Source organism: Paenibacillus pini JCM 16418, assembly GCF_000576305.1.
Taxonomy (GTDB): Bacteria; Bacillota; Bacilli; order Paenibacillales; family Paenibacillaceae; genus Paenibacillus_AQ; species Paenibacillus_AQ pini.
In genome coordinates this window covers 350813-374166 of sequence record NZ_BAVZ01000001.1, presented here as the reverse complement: position 1 = coordinate 374166, position 23354 = coordinate 350813, and the positions used below count along the sequence as shown (strand labels likewise).

Below are 23354 nucleotides of genomic sequence, written 5' to 3'. Positions count from 1 at the left end.
TTTACCGATACGATGCTAATGGACCTTCAAAATACACAATCTCCGAAATTCGAATATGCAAAGATCGATCCTCTAAGTTGATTTGAATATGATCTACCGCCACACCTGCATTGATCCCTTCAACTCTACCTACAGAAGTCATGATACCTATTCTTTGGCCTTGATGCCTACTCAAATGTTGTACGAATACCGGGTCTAAATGGGTTACATATTCAGTAGGCTGCGGAATTCCCGCAATCGGATATATCTGAGAATGCACTGCTGGCATTTGATTAATACAGCCCGGCTGATCAATTGGATTTTGTCCCATATGCATATGTTCCTCACCTTTTGAACCCTTAAGACTCACTACATATCACTCCTTCGTTCAACAGAATCCATAATACTTATGCACTGAGCTTATGAATGATGTTTGAAAAAGGAATATTTTATATAAAATACGACAAATTATAAATAAGTAATCGTTTGTATACCATTTCCTAGGAGGTCTTAGAGGTGACACAAGATCCAACAAATCACGACACCAATGAAGAGAATAATGACACCTTAACCAACAGACAAGGCCACCCTGTCACGAATAATCAAAATGTCAGAACCGTAGGAAACCGCGGCCCTGTTACGCTAGAGAATTATGATTTTATCGAGAAAATCAGTCATTTCGATCGTGAACGTGTTCCTGAGCGTGTGGTCCATGCCCGTGGTGCGGGTGCACATGGTTATTTTGAGGCCTATGGTGCGGTTGGAGAAGAACCTATCTCGAAATATACACGCGCTAAATTGTTTCAAGAAAAGGGTAAACAAACGCCCGTATTTGTACGTTTCTCAACCGTTATACATGGTAACCATTCGCCTGAAACGCTTCGTGATCCGCGGGGTTTTGCTGTGAAATTTTATACAGAAGACGGCAATTGGGATTTAGTAGGTAACAATTTAAAAATTTTCTTTATCCGCGATGCCATTAAGTTCCCTGATATGATCCACGCTTTCAAGCCTGATCCGATAACAAATATTCAGGATGGTGAACGATTCTTCGATTTCTGCTCCAATTCACCCGAATCATTCCATATGGTTACGTTTGTTTATTCCCCCTGGGGAATTCCAGCCAACCATCGCATGATGCAAGGCTCTGGCGTAAATACATATAAATGGGTGAATAGCGATGGAGAAGCTGTTCTTATTAAATATCACTGGGAGCCCAAACAGGGCATCAAAAATTTAACACAAGCAGAAGCGAATGAAATTCAAGCCACTAATTTCAATCATGCCACTCAGGATTTATATCAAGCGATTGAGCGTGGAGATTACCCCGAATGGGAATTACTTGTCCAAATAATGAGTGATGATGATCATCCTGAACTGGATTTTGACCCACTTGATGATACGAAATTGTGGCCCAATGATAAATTCCCATGGAAAGCGGTTGGTAAAATGGTGTTGAACCGCAATCCGGAGGATTATTTTACCGAAGTAGAGCAGGTCGCATTTGGTACAGGGGTACTGGTCGATGGTCTCGATTTCTCCGATGACAAAATGCTTCAAGGGCGCACGTTCTCCTATTCCGATACGCAGCGACACCGGGTAGGCGCAAACTATTTACAGCTCCCTATCAATGCACCAAAAAAACGTGTTGCCACGAATCAGAGCGGCGGACAAATGCAATATAAAGTAGACCGCGCGCCTGATCAGAACCCTCATATTAATTACGAGCCTTCCGTCTTGGGCGGTCTGACAGAAGCTAAGCAATATGGTAAGGAATATACCCCTTTCATTGAAGGCAATTTAGTACGTGAATCCATCCGTCGTGAGAACAATACGCAGCAAGCGGGCGAAACCTACAGGAACTTTGAAGAATGGGAAAGAGCAGAGTTAATTTCAAACCTTGTTGCTGACCTTGCACCATCAGATCAACGAATTCAGGATAAAATGATCGCTCTAGCTGAAGAAGCAGACGAGGAATATGGCCGCCGTTTAAGAGAGGGACTAGCGAATGCTCCTAAAGGTGAATCATCTCAGAAAACGCTTGGCAACAAAGATGGTGATCAAGCAGCGGCTAAAGCTGTTCAGGAGGGCCATGAAGCTGAGCCGTATTGAGGCTGGAGACTTGGTTTGAAATATACTTAGACAAACAAAAGGAACTGCGTTTTTAGGCGCGGTTCCTTTTGTAATGTAATACCATGCATTAATGTTCTTTTCTCTGACTTGGCCTTTTTCGAACAAAACGCACATTTACGAGTAAAATGCTAGCCAGAACCAGAATCAGTCCGATCAACAAATTGATCGTCACTTCTTCATGCAGAAACACGACACTTGTGAAAATCGAAACGATAGGTATAAGGAACGTATAGGACCTACCTTGCTCGCCTCTCCCTCATGAATTAATTTGAAATAAACATACCAACCGCATGCAATAACAAAGATAGAAATAAACAACGTATCCAGAATAAACGGTATGTTCCAGATTACTGCACTCCAATCCTCCATCCCTGTACCAACAACCAGTAAAATAATACCGCCGATTGTAACCTGCATCGCTGTCAGCCACAATGAATCAACCTTATAACCGATTTTCTTAACGTATACGGTTCCGATCGCCCAAGATAAGGCCGTAATCAATGCCAGTATAATTCCTATCGTGGATATGTCTCCCGTAAGTCCTCCTACACTCATAGTTGCCACTCCAGCAAAGCCTATGATCAAGCCAAACAGCTTCATCTTCGTCATACTCTCTCCCAACCATAACCAGGAGAAGAGGCCCAATAATACAGGCTGCAGAAATACAATTGCCGAGAAAAGTCCCGCAGGTGTATATCCCAAACCAATCGTCTGTACACCATAATAAATAACGATGCTTAGCATGGCCGATATAAGATAAATGGGCCAATTCCGACGGAACTGAAGCTTATTGAGCTTGGGTAGCGCAACAATAATAAGCAGGATTCCACCAATGATCGCCCTTAGGCCTGCAAAAATAATAGGTGGAGTATAAGCCAAAGCAAACTTCGATAAAGGCCAGTTGATGCCCCATACGAGAATTAAAAATATTAGCAAAAACATCGTCTTCTTCTGCGGACGCATCGTGGTCACTCCTAAAGTCATTGTCAGTGAAATAATACAAATAAATGTACGAAAACAGTATCCTCATCTTTAAAGCAAAAAAGCCGTCAATTTGACGACTTCATATACTTGTGAGTTCTTGTAATCCGACAATATTTATCTAAGGTTAATCATAACTTAATTGAGTATTTTTACTGCCTCCGACGTAAAAGGAATCAATTCGTCAGTCCGACCGTCGCGGATTTTGGTCACCCAAGCCGGATCAACCAATAATGCACGGCCTATGGCGACCAAGTCAAATTCTTCACGTTCGAGTTTTTGGATCAATCCATCAAACCCGACGTTATTAGCTCCCTTTCCTTCGGTGAAAAGACTCATAAAATCACCATCAAGACCAACAGATCCAACCGTAATCGTAGGTTTGCCCGTCAGCTTTTTGGTCCATCCCGCAAAATTCAGGTCAGAGCTCTCGAATTCAGGTTCCCAGAAACGTCGAGTGGAACAATGGAAAATATCCACGCCTGCATCGACAAGTGGTGCAAGGAATTGCTCTAGCTGTGCTGGTGTTTCAGCCAATTTCGCTGTATAGTCACTGCTCTTCCATTGCGATAGGCGTAGCACAATCGGGAAATCAGGTCCAACTGCCTGGCGGCAGGCTTCAATGACCTCCACTGCAAAGCGTGTACGCGCAAGCATGTTACCACCATAACGATCCGTGCGAGGGTTGGTTTTCTCCCAGAAGAATTGATCGATTAAGTAACCATGCGCACCGTGTAACTCGATGCCATCAAATCCAAGGCGTTTGGCCTCCGAAGCTGCCTGTGCGAAGGCTTGAATAATGTCGGCAATTTCAGCTTCCGAATAATCGCCTACATGGCCTCGTGCTCCCATATGCCAAAGCTGTGGTATAATCCGTCCGCCTGCCTCATGCACCTCAGACAACACGTTTGCCCACCCGTTTAATGCAGCTTCCCCATAAAAGTGTGGAACGTTATCCTGATTGGATGCATCCGGGTGTTTGATCACCGTTCCTTCTGTCACAATAAGTCCCACACCGTTCTCTGCTCTGCGGCGGTAATAGGAAGCTACATCTGCACCTGGCACGCCGTCTTTAGAAAATTGACGAGTCATCGGTGCCATTACGATCCGATTAGATAATTTCAAATTGCCTAATTCAAAAGATTTAAACAGTGGTTCTACTGATTGAGAATAATTCAATATAATAGCCTCCAATAATTAGTTTTTACAAGAATACTTAGATTTCACAGGCTCGCCTGCCTGCCGCTTTGTTCTTGACTACAATATTTCTTGACTGCAAAGTCAAGAAATATTCAAAAAAAATCAAGGTGAAATCATCGCAAAAGACATATGCAAGACAGCCTCGATCTTTTCCCGGGATGCACCCGATTTTTCTAGTATCCTCGCGCCGAGAATTGCGTTGTTCAGATAAGCAGCAAGCTCTTTGCTGGAATAAAGGGTCGTAATCAACTTCTGATTCTGACCGCTGTTAATGATCTTCTCTAGTATATGTTCGGCTTCGGCAAACATCAGCTCTATTTCGCGGGTGACCTGCTCGTCATCCGTTCCGAACTCCAGTGCGGAATTTACCATCAGGCATCCTCTGCACTTCGCTTCATCGTCTAGAAGAGAGCTGCGTAAAGACTCCAGCTTTTTCAGTGGAGATATTTTCTGCGCTTCCAGCTCTTCCAGTATCGCAATACTCTGTTCACGATAGTGTGCTAACGCCTTCAGGAACAAGGCTCGTTTGTCGTTAAATATACAATACAAACTTTGCTTTTTAACCCCCGTCATTCGAGTTAGATCCTCATAGGAGGTTGACTTGAATCCTTTGGTCCAGAACACTTCCATAGACTGGTGCAATGCAAGATCGACATCAAATTCTCTTGGTCTGCTCATGGGATTATCATACCGATTATTGACCGCACAGTCAACAAATGATTTCAGTAAACCTCACCACGACAAATACAACCATCGGTACCAAAAAAGGACGAAGTCAATCCATTGGACCATATGATCATATCAAAAAAACAATTTGGGTATGCTATACTTTTCTCCAAAAGGAGCTGATCCCATGAACATTCTAATTACAGGCGCTTCCGGCAAAATAGGACGAACCGTAACAGATCATTTAAGTCATCCATATTCTTTACGTTTAGCTGATCTTAACCTATCTCGATTAAGCGCGTATGCAAATACAAAGCATGAGCTATTCATGCTTAATGTTGCTGATTTAGAAGCCTGTCAGAAGGCATGTGAACATATGGATCTCGTTATTCACCTTGCGGGAGATCCTTCACCCGATGCGGGATTCTATGAATCCTTGCTAGAAAATAATATTAAAGGAACTTATAATATCTTCCGTGCAGCTAAGGATCAAGGTGTTCAAAGAGTGATATTTGCTAGCAGTGCTCAAACGATCGAGGGTTATCCAATTGATGCACAAATTTATTCGAATATGCCTACGCGGCCGAGGAATCTTTATGGGGTGAGTAAATGTTTTGGTGAATCCGTCGCCTCTTATTTTGCTTATAGCGAAGGATTACAAACTATTGCATTAAGAATAGGGGCGTATGATGATTTCATTCCAGGCGGAGACCAGATGACTGCACGTGACATGAGTGCTTATATCAGTCCTTCGGATTTATGTGATCTCATCTCAAAAGCAATCACTACGGAAGACCTGCCTCCTCTTACAATTCTCCATGCTATATCCAATAACCGATTCAAACGCTTAAACTTAGAAGAATCCAAAGAAAGGGTAGGCTATGATCCGAAATCGGGTGCCTTTGCGCTAAGTCATATTCATTTACACGATGAACCGAGATCATAAAATATACAAATTGAATGTTCCAACCTATGAACAAAAGGGACTGCTCTTACAGGTTATATAACCCCGAGGAGCAGTCCCTTAATTTATATTCTTTTTACAGATTAACAATCGTCACAGTCGTAGTCGTTTTATCCCAACTAACCTTCATATTAAATGCTTCCGCAAGCAGTCGTACCGGAACCATCGTACGGTTATTTACGATCGAAACCGGTGCTTGAAGTTTCATTGTTTTGCCGTTTACTGTAGCAACGTTGCTGCCTATTTTGAGCTTAACTACGTTAGCACCACTTGTTGCGGTGACGGTTTGAGTTTTCTTGTCCCAAGCTACATTGGCACCCAACGCACTCATAATACTCGAAGCAGGTACAAGTACGGAGCCATTTTTGTTTATCGGTTGCTGATCTGTAAATGCTACAGCCTTGCCTTTAAGAAGTACTTGGATGCCACCTGTTGAATTTACAGGCTGATTTACCGTTTGATCTACAGGTAACGTTGTCTTCTCTAATCCTAGCTGCTCCTCTAGATTAACAAGTCTATTGAGTGCAAATGTCTTTAACGAGCCCGCAGCCATCATTCCCATGCCTTGTCCGCCTTGACCAAATCCTTTGCCAGGTCCTTGAGCTTGATCACCAGCCTGAGTAGGTGGAGTTGGCATTTCCCCATTATTCGTTGGTGGAGCCATATTTCCATCCGGAGCATTGGGTGGAGTCATTCCATTCGGTGGAGTCATATTCCCACCAAATCCACCTTGTCCTTTATCTTCTTCTTTAGATGAATACGCGACATTGGATTCAAATTGCTCCAGCGTATAGAACTTTGTTGGATCTGCTTTCACATACGGACGAATGAGATTAGCAAGACCATCAATCCGTGTATCGATACCTTTTAAGTAAGTAACAAGTTGATTAACGTATGCCATATACTTCGTTTTGTATTCAGGAACTTTCAACAGGTTGTTGATCATTGGAACGCTTTCCATACTAATCCCTAGCACGGGCACGTCTACAGAAGCCGTTGTAGCATTTGTATTTACTTTTTCCGTTGTCGAATTGGATGTGCCTCTTCCCCCTCCACTATATCCATTAAAGGACATGTTCATATCCCAAGGGACTACGCTGAATCTACCACTCTTGTCTCCGTACAACTTAAAGTTGTGACCTTTGTCTCCGTTATAGCTATCATAATTCCCGAGTACTGCGTTGGCAGCGATATATTGGAGAGCAGAATTGACATCGAGTACACTCTCAATATTACCTTTCTCGCCCGAAGGCATCTCGTTCAAGGCTTTAATGAATTTGCCTAATGCCACTTTATCCTTATCTGTTCCCGCATCTTTGGTAATGGTCTTGTATTCGCCACTTTCTTCAACCTTCAGGTAACTTTTCTCTTCTGTATCATACAGCACACCATCTTTGGACTCATCTCCAAAATTGCGTTCAAGGTAGCTATCATCTACAGATTCAACACCCGTATAGAATCCAGACAGTTTGCCATTGATGTACAAATTTACGAAAACAGTCAAGGGAGCATCCGCTCCAATAGCTCTCAGAGCTTCATAATGTAAATACTCTCGCATATAAGATGGATCGGAGTAGTTGTTGTTTAACACCATTTTGTCTAGTCCTAGTAACGTTTGTGACTTATCATATTTATTGAATTTCAATCGATAACTATATCGATCAGAATCCGTCATACCTGCAACACTCTTAAGTGTTAGATTTCCTTTGGTTGAAAAGCCTACATTGTCCAGCTTATTCCCATCCACCTCGACGGTTGCCTTCTTATATTCCTTCTCGAGTGGGCTTTTCAATATGCTAGCCATATCCTCTTCCGCAATGGTCACCTTTACATCAATAATTCGGTCTCCCTTGAACAAGGATTCATAAGGCTGTGCAACCCCTGCCTCCGCCGCGTAAGCGTTTGTCCCGATACCTGCAATCCCAGTAACGGAAACGACTAGTGTAAGTGACAAAGCCACTTTCTTGATTTTTCGAAACGATAGCTTCCAATTCATATGTGCGTACCTCCTATAGTGAAGTTAGATTGATAGAGTTATGTAGTTAAAAATTTTTTCTAGGCAATCTAGAATTTCTAACTTATACCACAAACCTTAAATGAAGCTTAACAATAAATTTACATGGATTTTTCATTGTGTTTACAAATCTAAATATTGAAGGGATGCAAAAAAAGGCTATCCTCAAGATCTTTTGAGATCTAGGGGATAGCCTTTAGGATAACTTACCATTCAAAGAAAATATGATAAAGACGTAGTCGCTTGCTGCACGTAACCTTTTAGTTTCAATCCAAGAAGGTTACAGCCCGATCAGTTGTTCCTTCTAATTCAAAGATAATAATCTCATTTTCACCTTGTTTCAATAAAGGCCCAGGCACATACATTGTCTCTTGAGGACCCACATTCCAGTAACGTCCTACATTAAAACCATTAATAAACACGACACCTTTTGTCCAGCCAGGTAAATGGAGTATCGTATCCCCAAGCTCTTCGACCATCCATTTACCTCGATAAAAGCTTGGTTCTGTCTGTTGATTAGAAATCGTATCAAAGCTAAGACCTGATAAGTTGGTTAAAGGTAGCGTATGCATCGTCCAGCCCGATAAAAACTGACGTCCATAACGCACACCTTCGGTGATTCCCTTACGATCACTCATGTAAGGACCATAGTTAACTCGTCCTAAATTCTCGACCAAGATATCGACCTGCATACCACCCGTTGGTACCTCAAACTCTAACCGTGTACTCGCATCACTACGATCCATAACCCCGGCAAGCTGACCATTCAGGTAGACTAGGGCACGGTCATGCAAGTCTTGAATGAAGAATTCGTCCTTCGGTCTCGGACCTGAAATAAACGTACGATAATGAATGAAGCCATAATCCTGCCCCAGTTTCTCCATCGTTTCTGGGTACGCGCAGTGAACAGGTGTTGATATTCGATCAAGATTATCGGTTAATGAAGCCTGTTCCACCATGTCTATTCTTCCATAAGCCTTCTTAAGCATCGGAGCTGGCAATTCACAGTCTTCCAGTTCGATATATTTGGAGATCACTTCTCGAACGGCAAAATATTTCTCCGTAGGTTCTCCATATTCATTAAGCAGCCCATCATAGTCATAACTTGTGACCGTAGGTTCATAGCTATCCTCCGTATGACCATTAGCCCCATTGTAAAAGCCAAAATTCGTTCCTCCATGGAACATATAGAAATTAACGGATGCATTCATCGCCAGCATTTCATCTAATACCTCTGCGACATCCTTAGCAGATCGGGTATGATGCTCCTCATGCCAATGGTCAAACCAACCATTCCAGAACTCCATACACATGATTGGTGCATCTGGCTGATATTCTCTTAGCTTATCAAAAGCTTCCTTTGGCCGTGATCCAAAGTTTACCGTGGCCAGTACACCATCAACCATTCCACCTTGCAGCATCGCATCTTCGGGGCCATCTGAAGTGAACAGTAGAACATCCATCCCACGACTAATCATGGCATGCTTCAAATGATTTAAGTACGGCTTGTCATTGCCATAGCTTCCATACTCATTCTCAATCTGCAGGGCAATAATCGGTCCCCCATTCGTGCATAGCAAGGGCTTTAGTCGTGGTAGTAATTCATCGTAATAATCATCAACATGATCAAGGAACGGCTTGTGGTAGCAGCGAAGACGCATATCTGAATCTTCTAGCAGCCAAGCTGGCAAGCCTCCAAATTCCCATTCTGCACATATATAAGGTGAAGGACGAACAATGACGTGCAGTTTAAGTTCACCAGCGAGCTCGATAAATCGAACGAGATCTGCCATACCTTCGAAATTAAATTGCCCCTTCTTGGGCTCATGGAAATTCCATGGGATATACGTTTCAACCGTATTCAATCCACAGTACTTTAATTTCATTAGACGGTCTTGCCAATGCTCAGGTACCGTTCGGAAATAGTGAATGGCACCTGAAAGTATCTGCATAGGTTGATCATTGTAATAAAAATCTGCTCCTGAATATTGAAATGTATTCATACATTCCCTCCGTTTCATCTATGCTGTAGATGAATAAGTATTTAAGTATAATGATGGATCAACGCTTCATTAATTCGCTCTCTTGTAGCTAACAGCCAATCCCCGTCTCCTCTCGGATACTCAGAGAATGTTAGCGGTTCTATTAAGCCCTCTTCTAAAATCGCCAGCGTTTGCGCTTTCCCAATCTTTTGCTCAAGTAATTGTAGAGCACGTAAATCTTGCAGCCCCTCATAAAGAACTTCTAATCGAATAGACTCAATCGGACCGTCCTTACCAGGGTATACTAAGTAGGCATCACCTGATGGGAACGCATGCATCGCATCCGTCGTCCGAAATGGATCAAGCTGCTGATGAATCGAATATTGTGAATACCAGAAGTTATATCCCCAATGCAGAAAGCCTTGCAAACCGAATTTATACAATTGAAATCCTATTACTCGGTTTCGAGCAGAAGGCATATTGAAGAATCGATTGGACACCTTCTGATTCTGTGCGACGCAATAATACGTCCATAAATCTGGAACTTCCTGCTGCAAAAATGGTTCTATGCAGTTATTTGGTGGAATAGGCCGCTTTACCAATCCTTGTTGATACAATTCCAAATCGGACAATGCGTCCATAATTGGATATTCAGATAAATGCTTATGAATCATCTTGCTTGCATATTTATATGATTCCAAGTGTTCTCGTTCAGGCTCATCTGAAATATGGAACCAGCTTTGCTGATCCAATCCCTGCTCTTTCAAATAGATGCTCAACTGAGGCAGAAATTGATCTAGAAATCCTTGATAGGCTTCACCAGATGCATCGGTGTCCCAACCGAATAACTGCTGCTCCTGACCTTGAATCACTGCCATAATTTTAGGCGCATGCTTCGCTCCCCACTGCGTGAATAAATGAGAAAACTCGAAGTATTTAAATCCCAGCTTCTTCGCCATCGCAACCCAGCGCGTCAGACGATCAAAACCAAATGTATAGCTTCCATCTTCCTCCACCTTAACCTGAATAAGCTGAACGGTTGGTCGTTCCCCACCTATAGCTGTATCTAAAGGGGGGGTGAATAATGGAGTAAGAATCATATTCATGCCATGCTTAACCATCGTATCCGCAAACTTTTCGATCAGCGACCAGTGCTCCTCACTAAAGACCTCCACACCATACTGTGTTGCAATGCAATCGGTATGGAACCATTCCGTATGAATGAGCTTCTGTGGTGGTAGAGAAACCGGAATGATATTCAGCTCAAACACATCAGAGATACCTATTTCAGTGCCTTCATCTGATCGAAAAACGATCTGAATTGGATGAATACCAGGGGTAGCACAATCCTCTACGACAATATGAATCCAAATCGATCGCCATTGATTAGGAATAGATGATATAGGCTGTTGGTCCAGCTCGTATAAGGGATCTGGATATAAGCCTGGGGCTGTGCGAAGCACATCCCCATCATGATTTGAAGCGCATGGCAGTTCTGAGGGGACGAGCCCGACAGATCTAATCCCTATATGATGAACAAGTGTCGACTTCACTTCAATGCTTATATTCTTAAAAAGTACATCTGATGTAAATGCAATTTGAAATGAGAAGGTTTCCCCGTAAAGTGCACTTGCACGAGTATACGACTGTGCTATTGGCTTTTCATCCGCAAAGACCTTCGTTAATGAGCTTAATAATAAGGTCTGTAGCTGTGGTTGAGGCTCCAGCATTATTTCACCTCTTCACTACGGCGAAAAGATTGAGCATAATCTTGTAGCACGATCGTATTACCGTCTATTCTAGATTGTTCCGCTGCAAACGCCATTAGGTGACTTTGTACCGAATGAGCAGCCGAGGTGAGACCTTGGCTCTTGCCGTCATCACGAACCAGCCTTAAGAAATCCTTGAATAGTCCCATATCACCACCGCCATGGCCCACGTGACCTCCCATATCCTCAAAGCGAATTCTCTCAACCTTTCCACTACCAAAATGAAGAATTTCAATTTCATTCTTCTCCATTGCGCCGCGAATTTCGCCTTTAGTGCCCATCAGCTTCATCGTCCGACTGACATCTCTAGTAAAAGCACTCATTGTAAATGCAGCCGTTACTGCATTAGCAAATTCCAAATTCACAACCTGATGGTCAACCACATCATTATCACAATGATAGACGCATCTGCCATAAGGTCCATTCAGCAGTGCTTGATATCGCGCATCATAGCTCATATCATCACTAATCGCTGATGTCGGCCAATTCGTATCATCCGTTAAATAGTGCTTGGGTGCATAATATAAGCAATCATCCGCGACTGGACAGCCATCTAAACAACGAAGAGGTGCTCCTTCTGGTGCTTGCTGCGCCGTAAAATGAGTCAGTGATCCAAAAGAAGATACACGAACGCATTCCGCATCGGCTAGCCATAGCAGGATATCAAGGTCATGACATGACTTCGCTAATATCATCGGGCTCGATTCATCTTTCCGGCGCCAATTTCCTCGAACAAAGCTATGAGCTTGATGCCAGTAGCCTACATTCTCATTGTGCTGTATGGACATGAGTTGACCAATGGTTCCCTGCTGGAGAAGTTCTTTTATTGTTGAAAAAAATTGGGTATAACGCAGTACATGACAGATGGAGAAGACACGGTTCACCTTAGTCGCCATTTCCTCCATCAGGATACATTCCTCTGGATTAGGAGACATCGGCTTTTCCAGCAGCACATGATATCCAGCCTCAAGCGCTCTCATCGTTGGCTCGAAGTGCTGTGTATCTTGCGTACAAATGAGGACAGCATCTGCTAGTCTAGGTTGATTAAGCAGATCATCCCAACTCTCATAACATACCTCATCCGCGAGGGAATGCTTTGCTTTAAAATTGTCGCGGCGCTCTTGTACCGGCTCAGCAACGGCTACCACTTCAAGCTCATGTGGATGCTGTAGAGCGTACTCTAAATAGTTAATTCCCCGTAGTCCCGCGCCAATTAACGCTACCGTAATCTTTTTCATAGATCATCCATCGTCCCTTCTTAAGATGCATTATTCTTTAACACTGCCGACGGTCATTCCCTTAACAAAATACTTTTGTAAGAACGGATAGACGACCATAATCGGTAAAGCGCCCATAAAGATCTGCGCCGTCTTCAGTGTCTTCTCGCTCAAATTCTCCATCGCTTTCAGCTGCTCAAGCGATATCGAAGACATCTGAGCATTCATAGACATAATTAATGTGGATAGATAAGTCTGAAGCGGATATTTATCCGGTGAATTCAAATACAGAATACCGTCAAACCAAGCATTCCAGTGACCTACAATGGTAAAGAGACCAATGGTTGCGATCGATGGCAGTGATACAGGCAAATATATTTTCCACAGGATACGCCAGTGTCCCGCGCCGTCAATCGTAGCTGCTTCATCCAACTCTCTTGGAATGCTTCTGAAGAAATTAAGCATCAATACCATATTCCATACATTCAGTGCACCCGGAAGAATTAAGGCCCACATGGAATCAATTAATCCTGTGTTCTTGACCATAATATAAGTAGGGATTAAGCCACCCCCAAAGAACATCGTAATAGCAAAGAACCATACATAGGGAGTGCGATATTTAAACTGATCATTTGATTTTGAAAGCGGGAAAGCCGTAATAAATACGAGGAACAAATTGATGATCGTTCCCAGCACTACCCGTTGTACAGACACCCACAGGGAACGGAAGAACTCTACCTTCTCTCCTAAATATACATAGGCATCCCATGAAAAACCTACGGGCCAGAGCTTTACTTCTCCTGCCATTGCAGCAGAATTCGAACTCAGGGAGATCGATAATAAATGAATAAACGGAATAATACCGAGTATTGTGATTACAGCTAATAACACTGTATTGAACACGACAAATAGTTTTCTACTAATCGATTGTTTTTGTACCACATTACGACCTCCATCCCTAGAATATTCGGTAATTGTTGTATTTATAAGCAGCATAGTAAGTTACGGATACCAATACTAAAGAGATTACCGATTTAAAGAGCCCCACCGCGGCTGCTGGCCCAAACTGCTGACTAAACATCCCTAATCGATAGACGAACGTATCAATAATATCTGCACCTTCATATACAGTTGGGTTATACATAATTAGGATTTGCTCAAAGCCTGCATTCAGGATACCACCTAAGCTTAATACGCCTAGCAGGATCAGAATCGGAGCCATACCCGGTAGCGTAATGTGAATCATCTGCTTCCATCTACCTGCTCCGTCAACCTCTGCGGCTTCATAGAGTGTCGAGTTAATCCCGACAATAGCGGCCAACATCACGATCATGTTATAGCCCATACCTTTCCACACATCGGTACCGATAATAATGCCTCTAAACCATTGATTATCCAGCATAAACATAATGGGTTCTAATCCCAATGCAGTAATCATTCCATTAACTGGACCACTTAGGGAAAATAACTCTATAATAACGCCTCCAAGTACTGTCCAAGATAGGAAGAACGGAAGGAAAATAGCCGACTGAATAAAGCTTGAGAACCATTTTTTCGTAACTTCGTTTAGTAACAAAGCTAAAATAAGCGGAACCAGAAGGAATAATATCATTTTTAAAATCGAGATGATTAACGTGTTCCACAGCACCTGATTGAAATCCGGTAAATTAAATACATAACGGAAGTTGTCCAGACCGACAAACTTAGATTTAAAGAATCCAGACAAAGGCTCGAATTGTTGAAACGCCATGATCAGACCAGCCATTGGTCCATAGGCGTAGATCAATGTGACGATTACACCAGGTAATAACATCAGATGGAGTAGATACTCCTTTTTCAGCGTTCTCATAGAGACCCACCCTTCTTACTAATTTTAAAACGGGAGGTGAAATCGACTAATCGATCCATCTCTCCCGCTTTATCAAGCTATCTCATTATTTCGTAGCGTTCTTGCTGTACCAATCATTTACTTCTTGCGTAATTTGATCTCCGCCAAGCGACTTCCAGCTCGTAACGAATTTATCGAATTCGCTGATCGGTGCACCCATAATAATTTTGGTGAAGGACTCTTGCATCAATTTATCAAGCTGAGTCCCCTTCTCGACTTGAGATGCAGTAGGAAGTCCATAGAATTCATTCGTAACATATGCTTTACTTTCTTTAAGCTTGCGCGTCATACCCCAGCCACCATCTTTTGCCGCACGGCTGTAATACTGCCCCCAATTTACACCTTTACTTGCACTTTTCGTATCTCCCGCGAGATAGTCCTTCGCCGCCTTGAAGACATCTGCTACGTTCTTGTAGTTCTCATCATCGAGCGTAATTTCAGTCTGCTTAGCATCTAGTGCCTTATTTACTTCGGTATAAATGGTCTCGATTTGCGCTGGATTGTAAATGCGTGGATTAAACCAGTTGTATACATATCCCTTTTCCGCTTTATTTTGATCCATGTACTTTTTGTTGCCCATTTCAATATAGAAGTTCATCAATTTAATAGCGGCTTCAGGATTTTTCGCTTTTTTGTTCACCGCGAAGATTTTATTACTACGAATCTTCGGAACCAGGGAATGACCTGAACCTTCTAAGCCTGGAATTTGAATAGCAATCCATTTCGCCTTTGGATCTTTATCCACATTTAAGTTAAGTGGCCAGTTTGGATACCACCATTCTCCGTAGGACATCCCTACTTTCCCTGCTGTTAAATCTTCAACGGACTTATTCTCATCCTTAAGAGCGAACTCCTTATCAATAATTCCGTTCTGGTACCAAGTTTGCAGCATGCTAAGCGCGGTCTTCACTTCAGGTTGAATCAGACCAGGAACTAGCTTTCCTTCACTATTCTTAATCCAAGCGGACTGATTATCTCCGATGGAAGGATAGGCTCCAAATCCATTAAAGAAACCTCTTAGATCAAATCCCCAGAAAAATAAGTTCTTTTGCATCGCGATACCATAGGTATCATTTTTGCCATTTTGATCTGGATCATTTTTAACAAATGCCTCAGCTACCTTATTTAACTCATCCATTGTTTTTGGAGCTTGTAAATTCAAATTTTCAAGCCAATCTTGTCGAACCCATAATAGCTGCGCGGACAAGAATGGATCCTCAAAGGCAGGTATACCTAATTGCTTACCATCTGATTCAAAGGTCTTCATGGCAAACCCGTCGTCCGATTGCATATATTTCTTGAGTGCAGGCGAAGCGTATTGTTCATATGCCTCCGTGAGATCGGCAAGCATGTCTTGTTTCTTAAGCTTCTCGAAATTCTTCTGATCCAGCTCCATAATATCCGGCAGATCATTCGATGCCATAGCTAGTGCAAATTTTTGTTCGAATTGACTAGACGGTACCGTCCACTTATATTTTATTTCGATATTCATCATTTCCTTCAAATCTTTGAAGTAGGCATTCTCTTCGGGTTTAATCCCTTTGGGAGTTCTCGGATCCTCTGGTGGGTTATATCCAAGCACTTCCGTTACCGTCACGAGCTCTGGGTATTTCCCAAGTGGATCTGGAGGTGTAGTATTGCTCTTTGAGTCCTCTTTCGTAGCTGACGATGTTGAATTGTCTTGTTCTTTACTCGAACATGCTGTGAATAGTGAAAGCGTAAGCGATACAAGCAAGATCATTTTCCATGGTCTAATTTTTTTCATATGGAATGCTTTCCCCCTTTTAAACTGTGATTGTATAAGTAACTGGTAACTTGTTCTTCTTATATTCATTCTAGATGGATGAGAAAGCGCTAACAATTTTGAGTTTTTTACATTGCTTTTACTTTCTTTACTTATTTAGAATTACGGTACTCTTGTGGTGAGATCCCCATCTTTTTCTTAAAGAAGGTAGTAAAATAGGAATGTGAATCAAAGCCAACCCGCATGGCGATCTCATTTAATTTCAGCGAAGTATTCTCCATCAGGTGAAGGGCACCCTCAAGCTTCTTGGATTGGATATATTCTAAGAGATTATGTGCCGTTGCTTGTTTGTAGTAACGGGATAAATAGGAGGGATTAAAATGAACCTCCTCTGCAATCGCAGTGAGTGACACATCCCCAGCTAAATGTTGATCAATATACCGATGAATTTGTTCGATAACTACACTCTTCATATCTTCCTGATGCATTTTACCGCCAGCATAAAGCGCTTCTTCAGCATCACTTGTTTTTCCAATATCTACGATAACCATGTCCTGACCTAATAGCGCTCTGCTCTGGATCATCGAACGAAGCATTTTATACTGTGTATGGATGCTATTCCACTGGTTCACTAGGTTCCTAGAAATGCCGAAAGATACACATAAATTCAGCAGTTCTTCACTTTCATTCTGAATGAGCTCTAGAATGCCTCTCATATAGACAACCAACTCATGAATCGTTTTCTCTGAAGTAGTCTCACCTTCCTGAAATTTGCTAAGAAGCTCTTCACCAGGTTGAATCAGCCAAACAAGGGTATGGTCATCACGAATTAACTTCTCAAATCGCATCGTGGGTGGTATATAATTATCAAATATGCGCTGCACCGACAGCAGCGATTCCTTCATCTGCTGCTTGTCTCCTCCACTCACATGTCCAATACATAAGAAGGCAGGCTGCTCAAGGGAGATGCGTGTAAAAACCTCCTCATAACGAGACTCCGTTATTAGTGCGTATATCTCTTCCCCATTCATCATTCTCTCAAATAACTCTTGCTTCAAGAAAGATTCTGCAATCTGAAATTGTCGTTCTATTCTTTCTTGCTGGATTCTATCGCGATTTGCTTCCTCCAGTTTACCGATCGCCTGTTTTACGGCTTGGAACACGGGTTCTATCCCTTCCGTTTTCAGAATATAATTGTCTACATTTTTGCGCAGTGCCTCATGGACATATTCAAATTCACTATATCCCGTCAGTAAAATAATGCGGCAGGATGGCCAATAATAGGAGATTTCATTAATGAGCTGCAGTCCATTTTTCTTCGGCATACGAATATCGCTAACGATAATGTCCAGTTTAGTCCGCTTCGCAATCTCAAGTGCTTCACTAGACGAAAACGCTTTACAAACATCCAATTCGAATTCCTTGTTTTCTTGAAATAAGTGAACCAAACCATTCACAATGACTGGCTCGTCGTCTACAATCATCAGTCGATACATGCTTACTCCTCCTTGTTGTCATACATAATCACTAGATCAACCTTTAAACCGCCATATGTACTGCGCGATACAAACAAACCGCTTCCCTTTCCATACTTCAACTGCAAACGATTATTAACATTGATTAATCCGGTCTTCTCGGTTTGCTTCGAATCCATGGCCAATTTCTTCCTTAACAGGTCAATAGCCTGATCTGTTAATAAATTGCCATTATCCTCTACTGTAATTCGTACAAATCCCTCTTGGCAGTGGGTCGTCATATATACGATCCCCTCCTCTGTACCATCTTCGAAGGCATGCTCAAACACGTTCTCCACAATGGGTTGAATCATTAAACGAGGTACAGAAATCACATGGGTCGTATCCGGAATCTCTTCATATTCATATCGGATACGATTGGCGAAGCGGATGCACTGAATTTCACAATAATCAAGCGCATGACGATACTCTTTATATAAAGGAACCTCATCGGATCCACTTCTCGTGATGTACTGATAATAACTACTTAATTTCTGGGAGAGCTCAGCAGCGCTTTCGGAATCGCCTACTTTGCACATCATATAGATATTAAAAAAGCTATTATACAAAAAATGAGGGTTGATTTGAGACTGCAACTGCTTGAGCTGAGAGTGCTGGAGTGTAATTTTCTGTTCATAATTCTCTTCTATCGAATGTTTTAATTTAGAGGCCATCCGGTTAAAGCTATGAAATAAATAGTGAAATTCATCCTTGGTCTTCGACTCTATCATGATATTTAGGTTATCGGTTTCAATCATATGAAATGCCTTCACTAATTTAGATAGGGGCCTATGAATCAATACATTAAGTGAGAAGGAATACAGTATCATTACAATAATGGCTATAACGAATAATGCATAAAACCACGTTATAAATAGACTTAGCGGACGTGTGATTTCGTTCTGATTCACGTACATAATAAGAGATAAATCCAACGAACTGACATTATTCTGAATGATAAAATAACTCGTTCCATTAAACTTTTGAATTCTAGAAATGTCTGTGTTATTAGAGCTTTCATCAATTAACCCAAGGAATGCAGAGGTGTCCTGATGATTAACAGCAGTCGATAGGATAGGTCCTTCTTCACGATTACCGAGCAATACTTCCGACTCTTCAGATAATCTTGCAATTTGCGTTAGGGCCTCGAGCAGCTTGAATTTAGAAATTTCTATATAGGAGATTACACCACCGTTATTTTCAGTTTCTATGAAAAAAATGCGATCCCCACTCCGATATATTGAAGGCTTGGGCGAAGTGCTCATCAATTTCGAAATCAAGCCATACTCTGTATTTGGCGTATTAGTAACACCCGTCAGCGTCGAAATAGTCTTATCGACAGCGTTTACATATACTCCCGTATTGACCACAAAATCGCTTGAAACCATCAACGTAGTCAACCGATCCCTCACCTGCTCAATGAGCTGGACCTCCTCATAATTCTCGAGCATGCTGCCTCGAAAGCTAAGCTTCTGTAAATCCTTGTCATTTAGAAATTGTAATTGTAGATTGCGAATGAAATACATCTCTTTATCCAGCTGTTTGGAGTAAAAAGAAGCACCCGCTAAAGATGAATCTAGAATTGATTTTTTGGTCAAGGACATGCCCTTGTAATTGACCCAAATGTTCATAGAGATGAGTGGAATAAGGAAAGCAATAAACACGATAACTATTTTTTGATAGACGAACCACTTTGAAGCTTTTGCTGCAGCCTGTAGTTTCATTCGATCCCCCCAGTTTCAAAGTCATATCATTTAGTATAGTGATTAACAAAAAAAGAACCATCTTTGGGAGATTCCTTTTCTGCATTTCTGTATTTCCTAAGACAAATTCAAATTAATGATTGTTATAAAGCTCCAATTCATTAATAGCGAAGTTACCCCACTTTAGATTAGCTCCGTTAATTTTGACGCGGAACTGAGTAGCCGTAGTCGAGTTAAAATCAATAATTTGCGCTTCGTTGGTCGTATCACTTGATTTCCAAACCAACTGCACACCCGTCTTCAGAGGAACCCATGCGGTTCCATTGTAGTATTCCAAATCGAGCTTCGTAATCCCTTGGCCTGTTCCGAATCTCGTAATAAGCTTCAATTGATTGGCTGTCACAGTCTTTGTGCCAAAATCAAGCGTGATATAATTAGGGAAGGTTACTCCCTTATCGATACTTGACCATGCATTGTCATAGGAACTGTCGTTCAAGCCCTTAATCGCACTACCAGACAAGGTTGCGATTGAAGCCGTCATAGTAGCAAGAGGGGCAAGATTTCCGGGTGCAGGACCAGGTGGTTTAGGTAATGGTGTAATCGGTGCCGGTGTGAACACAATAGGAGTCTTGTTGGTCGCTGGAGGTACAGTCCCTTGATATTCGTATGCTCCAATGTCCGGATCACCATTGTATAACAAATTACCGAAGTAATCGCGTCCACCATTATTAGCAATAGGAACCCCTGCGCCAATCAGTGGTGAATCGCTCTGTAATTGATATCCAGTCACTGTGTTCATCCCCGTTCCACCACTTCCGGGACTTACAAGCTTCGGATTCACTGTAACCTTGTGCGCATCGCTGCTAACTAATGTTTTACCTCCATAATAAGCATTGCTATCAAAAGTTTGACCCGTCAGTGTCCAGCCTCGGTCACCTACGCTATAATACACATTATTATAGTTTTTAATATTCTTCGGACTACCTGAGGACTTTGTGAAATAATCACTCATGACGGGATTACCAGAAGCCGCCCCTACATAAATGGAATTGTTATAATTCAGTACGGTATCAATCGAGCCGCTATATCTGAAAATACGACCTTTATCATTCTGACTGATGTTATATCTTACGATAGTATTAGTCGTGTAATACGTATCATTGACATAGAGCATGAATCCACCTGCATTATCATGACTGTAATTATATTGAACTACAGATCCTATGTTGCCTGCATCAACATCAAAGCCTGTACCGTCCTCTGAACCATTGCGTGTTGCAAAGGACTCATTAAATTGGACAACGTTATTGTCCGCATATGCCCACCATATGGCTGCATTCGTTGCAAGATACGTGGCCTCCTGGACCGTGTTATGTTCGACAATGGCACCATCTGTAACATTCCATGCAATAGCACCAGTCGCTGCTCTAACAACCGTATTATTAGAAATTTTCACGTTCGTAGAAGGTGTCCATGCTCCATATGGCTTAGGAACCCATTCCCATAAATCACCCATGCCGTAACGAACGATACAATTGGAACTAATATAAATACCGTACGCATCAACATCTGTTAATGTGTTGCCATCGATCAATACATCATTAAATGCACTTGGCGTCCATGATCCGACGGAATCAAAGATGATACCCCCAGATCTTGTTGTATACACACCATCAACATCATGAATGTTTAAGTTTTTGATATAGATATGATTTAAGATTCCGCTTTCTTCATTTAACACATATACGCCCCGCCGTTCCCCACGTGCTCCCTTCCAGTCTCTTGTGAATGGGTCCGAGGAAGGATTAGTAACTTCTAAATTATTAATCTCCCAATACTCCTGATTCTTCAAAAGCACAGTTGAAAGCTCTGACTTCACACCTGTTATCAGTGGCTTATTACCGGTGCCATACATATCAATCACGATGGGACTACCGCTAGCTCCTGACCCTTTAGGCCAAAGCTGCCCCTGCCATGAACCACCCGCTTTGAACAGTATCTTGTCTCCGGGCGCGAAGGTCGTAGCATTAACCTTCGTTAATGTTTTCCAAGCACTACCTGAACTTGTACCACCGTTACTATCATTTCCACTCAGATTATCTACGTAGTACGTATTCCCTCCTGCTGCCATTACTTTTGTGGGCGAAGACATAATGGTGATGCCTGCTAACATAACGACAACCAATAACATACTCAACCATTTTTTTGCTGACTCTGCGATCATACGCCACTTCCTTTCCTGATTAGACAATAATCGAATGGCTAAGCTGTATTAATCTGCTCATACATTCGTCGTATGTAATACTTCACTCGACATAAGTGAAGCGCTTACAACAAGGGTTAGGGCTAAGCATACTTAACTAGGGAACTTCCAAGATTGGTAGCTTTTCTCGTTTACTATAACCTTCGATTCGGACAGCTTATTACGGATAAATTCGTCATATTTGCTATTAATATAATCGTGAAGCACCTGTCCTTTAATGTCCTCATATGCAGTATAGCGCGAACCCGGTTCTACTTTTTCAATACATTTCACAAGGTAGAGACTTCCATTTTCCTCGATGATACGACTAGTTTGTTGTTCACTAAGCATTAATGAGGCTTGTGCTAGCGGACTTCGTGAATTATGTTTTTCATTACCGAAATTAAATGTAAGCTCACGCGAAGCATCTTGACCCGTGTAAGTTCTAGCAACATTTGCAAAGGAAGCTCCGGCTACTATTTCAGAAGATGACTTACTTAATTTCTCTTTCGCCTGCTTTTTCATGAACTCATTAACTTGATGATTCTGATCCATAAATGAAGCCGATATGACCTGCACCCTCACCAGACCTAAAGTCTTGTACAACTCATCCTTATGCTTATGATAGAAATTTTTTAGCGATTGTTCATTTGAATGATCCATACTTGCCTGTATATTCTGCTTCACAGCGAGTGTAGTATTGGTCAGTACGTATTCGAAATATGATTCTTCATTGTATTGTGCCGGTCCATATACAACTTCGTTTTTCTCAAGCGCTTTCGCTCTTTTTGCATTTTCCTCTTTAAACTGACTTAAGAATGCTGGATAGCTTATATCCTGAACAATACCTTGTTCCTTGGCTAACATTTGTCTAACTTTAATGTTCACACTGTCTTCTAACGCTTTCTTCTTTAATACTTCTAAAGGAATTTCATCGCCATAAGCGGTATTCCAAAAATCCTCTGTCAGCTCAGCATTATACTTTTCTCGGAAGTAATTCATAATATTTGACTGGTTCATTTGAACTGTCCTGTTATACTCCGTCAAGCTAATAGGCGTTCCATCAATTTGCGCGATATAATCATCTTCACTGACATGCGCTCCCATCTTTTCTTTCGAACATCCTGTTAAGGCAACCACGGTAAGTGCTATAACTCCAGCAATCATCCACTTATATTTCAGGATTGAAGCTCCCCACAGTTCCATGGATTTCGACCACCTCTCGAATCAACGAAGATTCATAAACTGATACTCGAACGATTCATGTTGTATTTAGGTAGATTATAAGCGTGGCCTATGACTGAAACAATTTCAAATCCTTTACATAAACTTGTAATAATTTTACTTTCTAGCAAAGG

Annotated in this window: 16 protein-coding genes and 1 pseudogene; 2 read left to right on the top strand and 15 right to left on the bottom strand. The window is 41.9% G+C overall.

The window, feature by feature from the left end:
* Position 1: 1 nt before the first annotated feature.
* Positions 2-349: a DUF2642 domain-containing protein gene (locus JCM16418_RS01650; protein WP_242403678.1), complete on the bottom strand. Its 348-nt coding sequence runs from the start codon at positions 347-349 to the stop codon at positions 2-4.
* A gap of 146 nt (positions 350-495) precedes the next feature.
* Between JCM16418_RS01650 and JCM16418_RS01645 the strand changes: the two genes are divergently transcribed.
* Positions 496-2091 carry a catalase gene (locus tag JCM16418_RS01645; RefSeq protein WP_036645470.1) on the top strand — a complete coding sequence of 532 codons (1596 nt, stop codon included), beginning with the start codon at positions 496-498 and terminating at the stop codon, positions 2089-2091.
* A gap of 88 nt (positions 2092-2179) precedes the next feature.
* On the opposite strand, the pseudogene JCM16418_RS01640 reads toward JCM16418_RS01645, so the two are convergent.
* From JCM16418_RS01640 to JCM16418_RS01630, 3 genes and pseudogenes are all read right to left on the bottom strand, one after another.
* Positions 2180-3096, bottom strand: a pseudogene (locus JCM16418_RS01640) (DMT family transporter).
* Positions 3097-3231: 135 nt separating this feature from the next.
* Positions 3232-4272 (bottom strand): NADH:flavin oxidoreductase, encoded by a 1041-nt coding sequence (locus tag JCM16418_RS01635; RefSeq protein WP_172679195.1) that lies wholly within the window; start codon positions 4270-4272, stop codon positions 3232-3234.
* A 123-nt stretch (positions 4273-4395) separates the two neighbouring features.
* The gene (locus JCM16418_RS01630; RefSeq protein WP_036645467.1) at positions 4396-4971 is read right to left on the bottom strand and encodes a TetR/AcrR family transcriptional regulator; all 576 of its coding nucleotides are present in this window, start codon (positions 4969-4971) and stop codon (positions 4396-4398) included.
* Positions 4972-5146: 175 nt separating this feature from the next.
* On the opposite strand from JCM16418_RS01630, the gene JCM16418_RS01625 reads away from it, so the two are divergent.
* Positions 5147-5905 (top strand): NAD-dependent epimerase/dehydratase family protein, encoded by a 759-nt coding sequence (locus tag JCM16418_RS01625; RefSeq protein WP_036645462.1) that lies wholly within the window; start codon positions 5147-5149, stop codon positions 5903-5905.
* A gap of 94 nt (positions 5906-5999) precedes the next feature.
* Here JCM16418_RS01625 and JCM16418_RS01620 read toward each other — a convergent pair whose 3' ends face one another.
* From JCM16418_RS01620 to JCM16418_RS01570, 11 genes are all read right to left on the bottom strand, one after another.
* Positions 6000-7919 (bottom strand): CotH kinase family protein, encoded by a 1920-nt coding sequence (locus JCM16418_RS01620; RefSeq protein ID WP_036645461.1) that lies wholly within the window; start codon positions 7917-7919, stop codon positions 6000-6002.
* A gap of 284 nt (positions 7920-8203) precedes the next feature.
* On the bottom strand, positions 8204-9940 hold the full coding sequence (locus tag JCM16418_RS01615) for a glycoside hydrolase family 35 protein (protein WP_036645458.1): 1737 nt from the start codon (positions 9938-9940) through the stop codon (positions 8204-8206).
* A gap of 41 nt (positions 9941-9981) precedes the next feature.
* Positions 9982-11649 (bottom strand): DUF4091 domain-containing protein, encoded by a 1668-nt coding sequence (locus tag JCM16418_RS01610; RefSeq protein WP_036645455.1) that lies wholly within the window; start codon positions 11647-11649, stop codon positions 9982-9984.
* Positions 11649-12926 carry a Gfo/Idh/MocA family protein gene (locus JCM16418_RS01605; protein ID WP_036645454.1) on the bottom strand — a complete coding sequence of 426 codons (1278 nt, stop codon included), beginning with the start codon at positions 12924-12926 and terminating at the stop codon, positions 11649-11651. Before JCM16418_RS01605 ends, JCM16418_RS01610 begins: the two co-directional genes overlap by 1 nt.
* A 30-nt stretch (positions 12927-12956) precedes the next feature.
* Positions 12957-13901, bottom strand: coding sequence for a carbohydrate ABC transporter permease (locus JCM16418_RS01600; RefSeq protein WP_081765284.1), 945 nt, complete (start codon positions 13899-13901; stop codon positions 12957-12959).
* Positions 13864-14754 carry an ABC transporter permease gene (locus tag JCM16418_RS01595; RefSeq protein ID WP_036645451.1) on the bottom strand — a complete coding sequence of 297 codons (891 nt, stop codon included), beginning with the start codon at positions 14752-14754 and terminating at the stop codon, positions 13864-13866. Before JCM16418_RS01595 ends, JCM16418_RS01600 begins: the two co-directional genes overlap by 38 nt.
* 85 nt (positions 14755-14839) lie before the next feature.
* Complete coding sequence (locus JCM16418_RS01590; RefSeq protein ID WP_036645450.1) at positions 14840-16558, bottom strand: extracellular solute-binding protein; 1719 nt, start codon at positions 16556-16558, stop codon at positions 14840-14842.
* 131 nt (positions 16559-16689) lie between these two features.
* Complete coding sequence (locus JCM16418_RS01585) at positions 16690-18033, bottom strand: response regulator transcription factor (RefSeq protein ID WP_036645449.1); 1344 nt, start codon at positions 18031-18033, stop codon at positions 16690-16692.
* Between the two features lie 2 nt (positions 18034-18035).
* On the bottom strand, positions 18036-19775 hold the full coding sequence (locus JCM16418_RS01580; RefSeq protein ID WP_036645447.1) for a sensor histidine kinase: 1740 nt from the start codon (positions 19773-19775) through the stop codon (positions 18036-18038).
* A 112-nt stretch (positions 19776-19887) separates the two neighbouring features.
* On the bottom strand, positions 19888-21951 hold the full coding sequence (locus tag JCM16418_RS01575; RefSeq protein ID WP_242403677.1) for a right-handed parallel beta-helix repeat-containing protein: 2064 nt from the start codon (positions 21949-21951) through the stop codon (positions 19888-19890).
* Between the two features lie 159 nt (positions 21952-22110).
* The gene (locus tag JCM16418_RS01570; protein ID WP_036645446.1) at positions 22111-23202 is read right to left on the bottom strand and encodes a peptidylprolyl isomerase; all 1092 of its coding nucleotides are present in this window, start codon (positions 23200-23202) and stop codon (positions 22111-22113) included.
* Positions 23203-23354 lie beyond the last annotated feature (152 nt).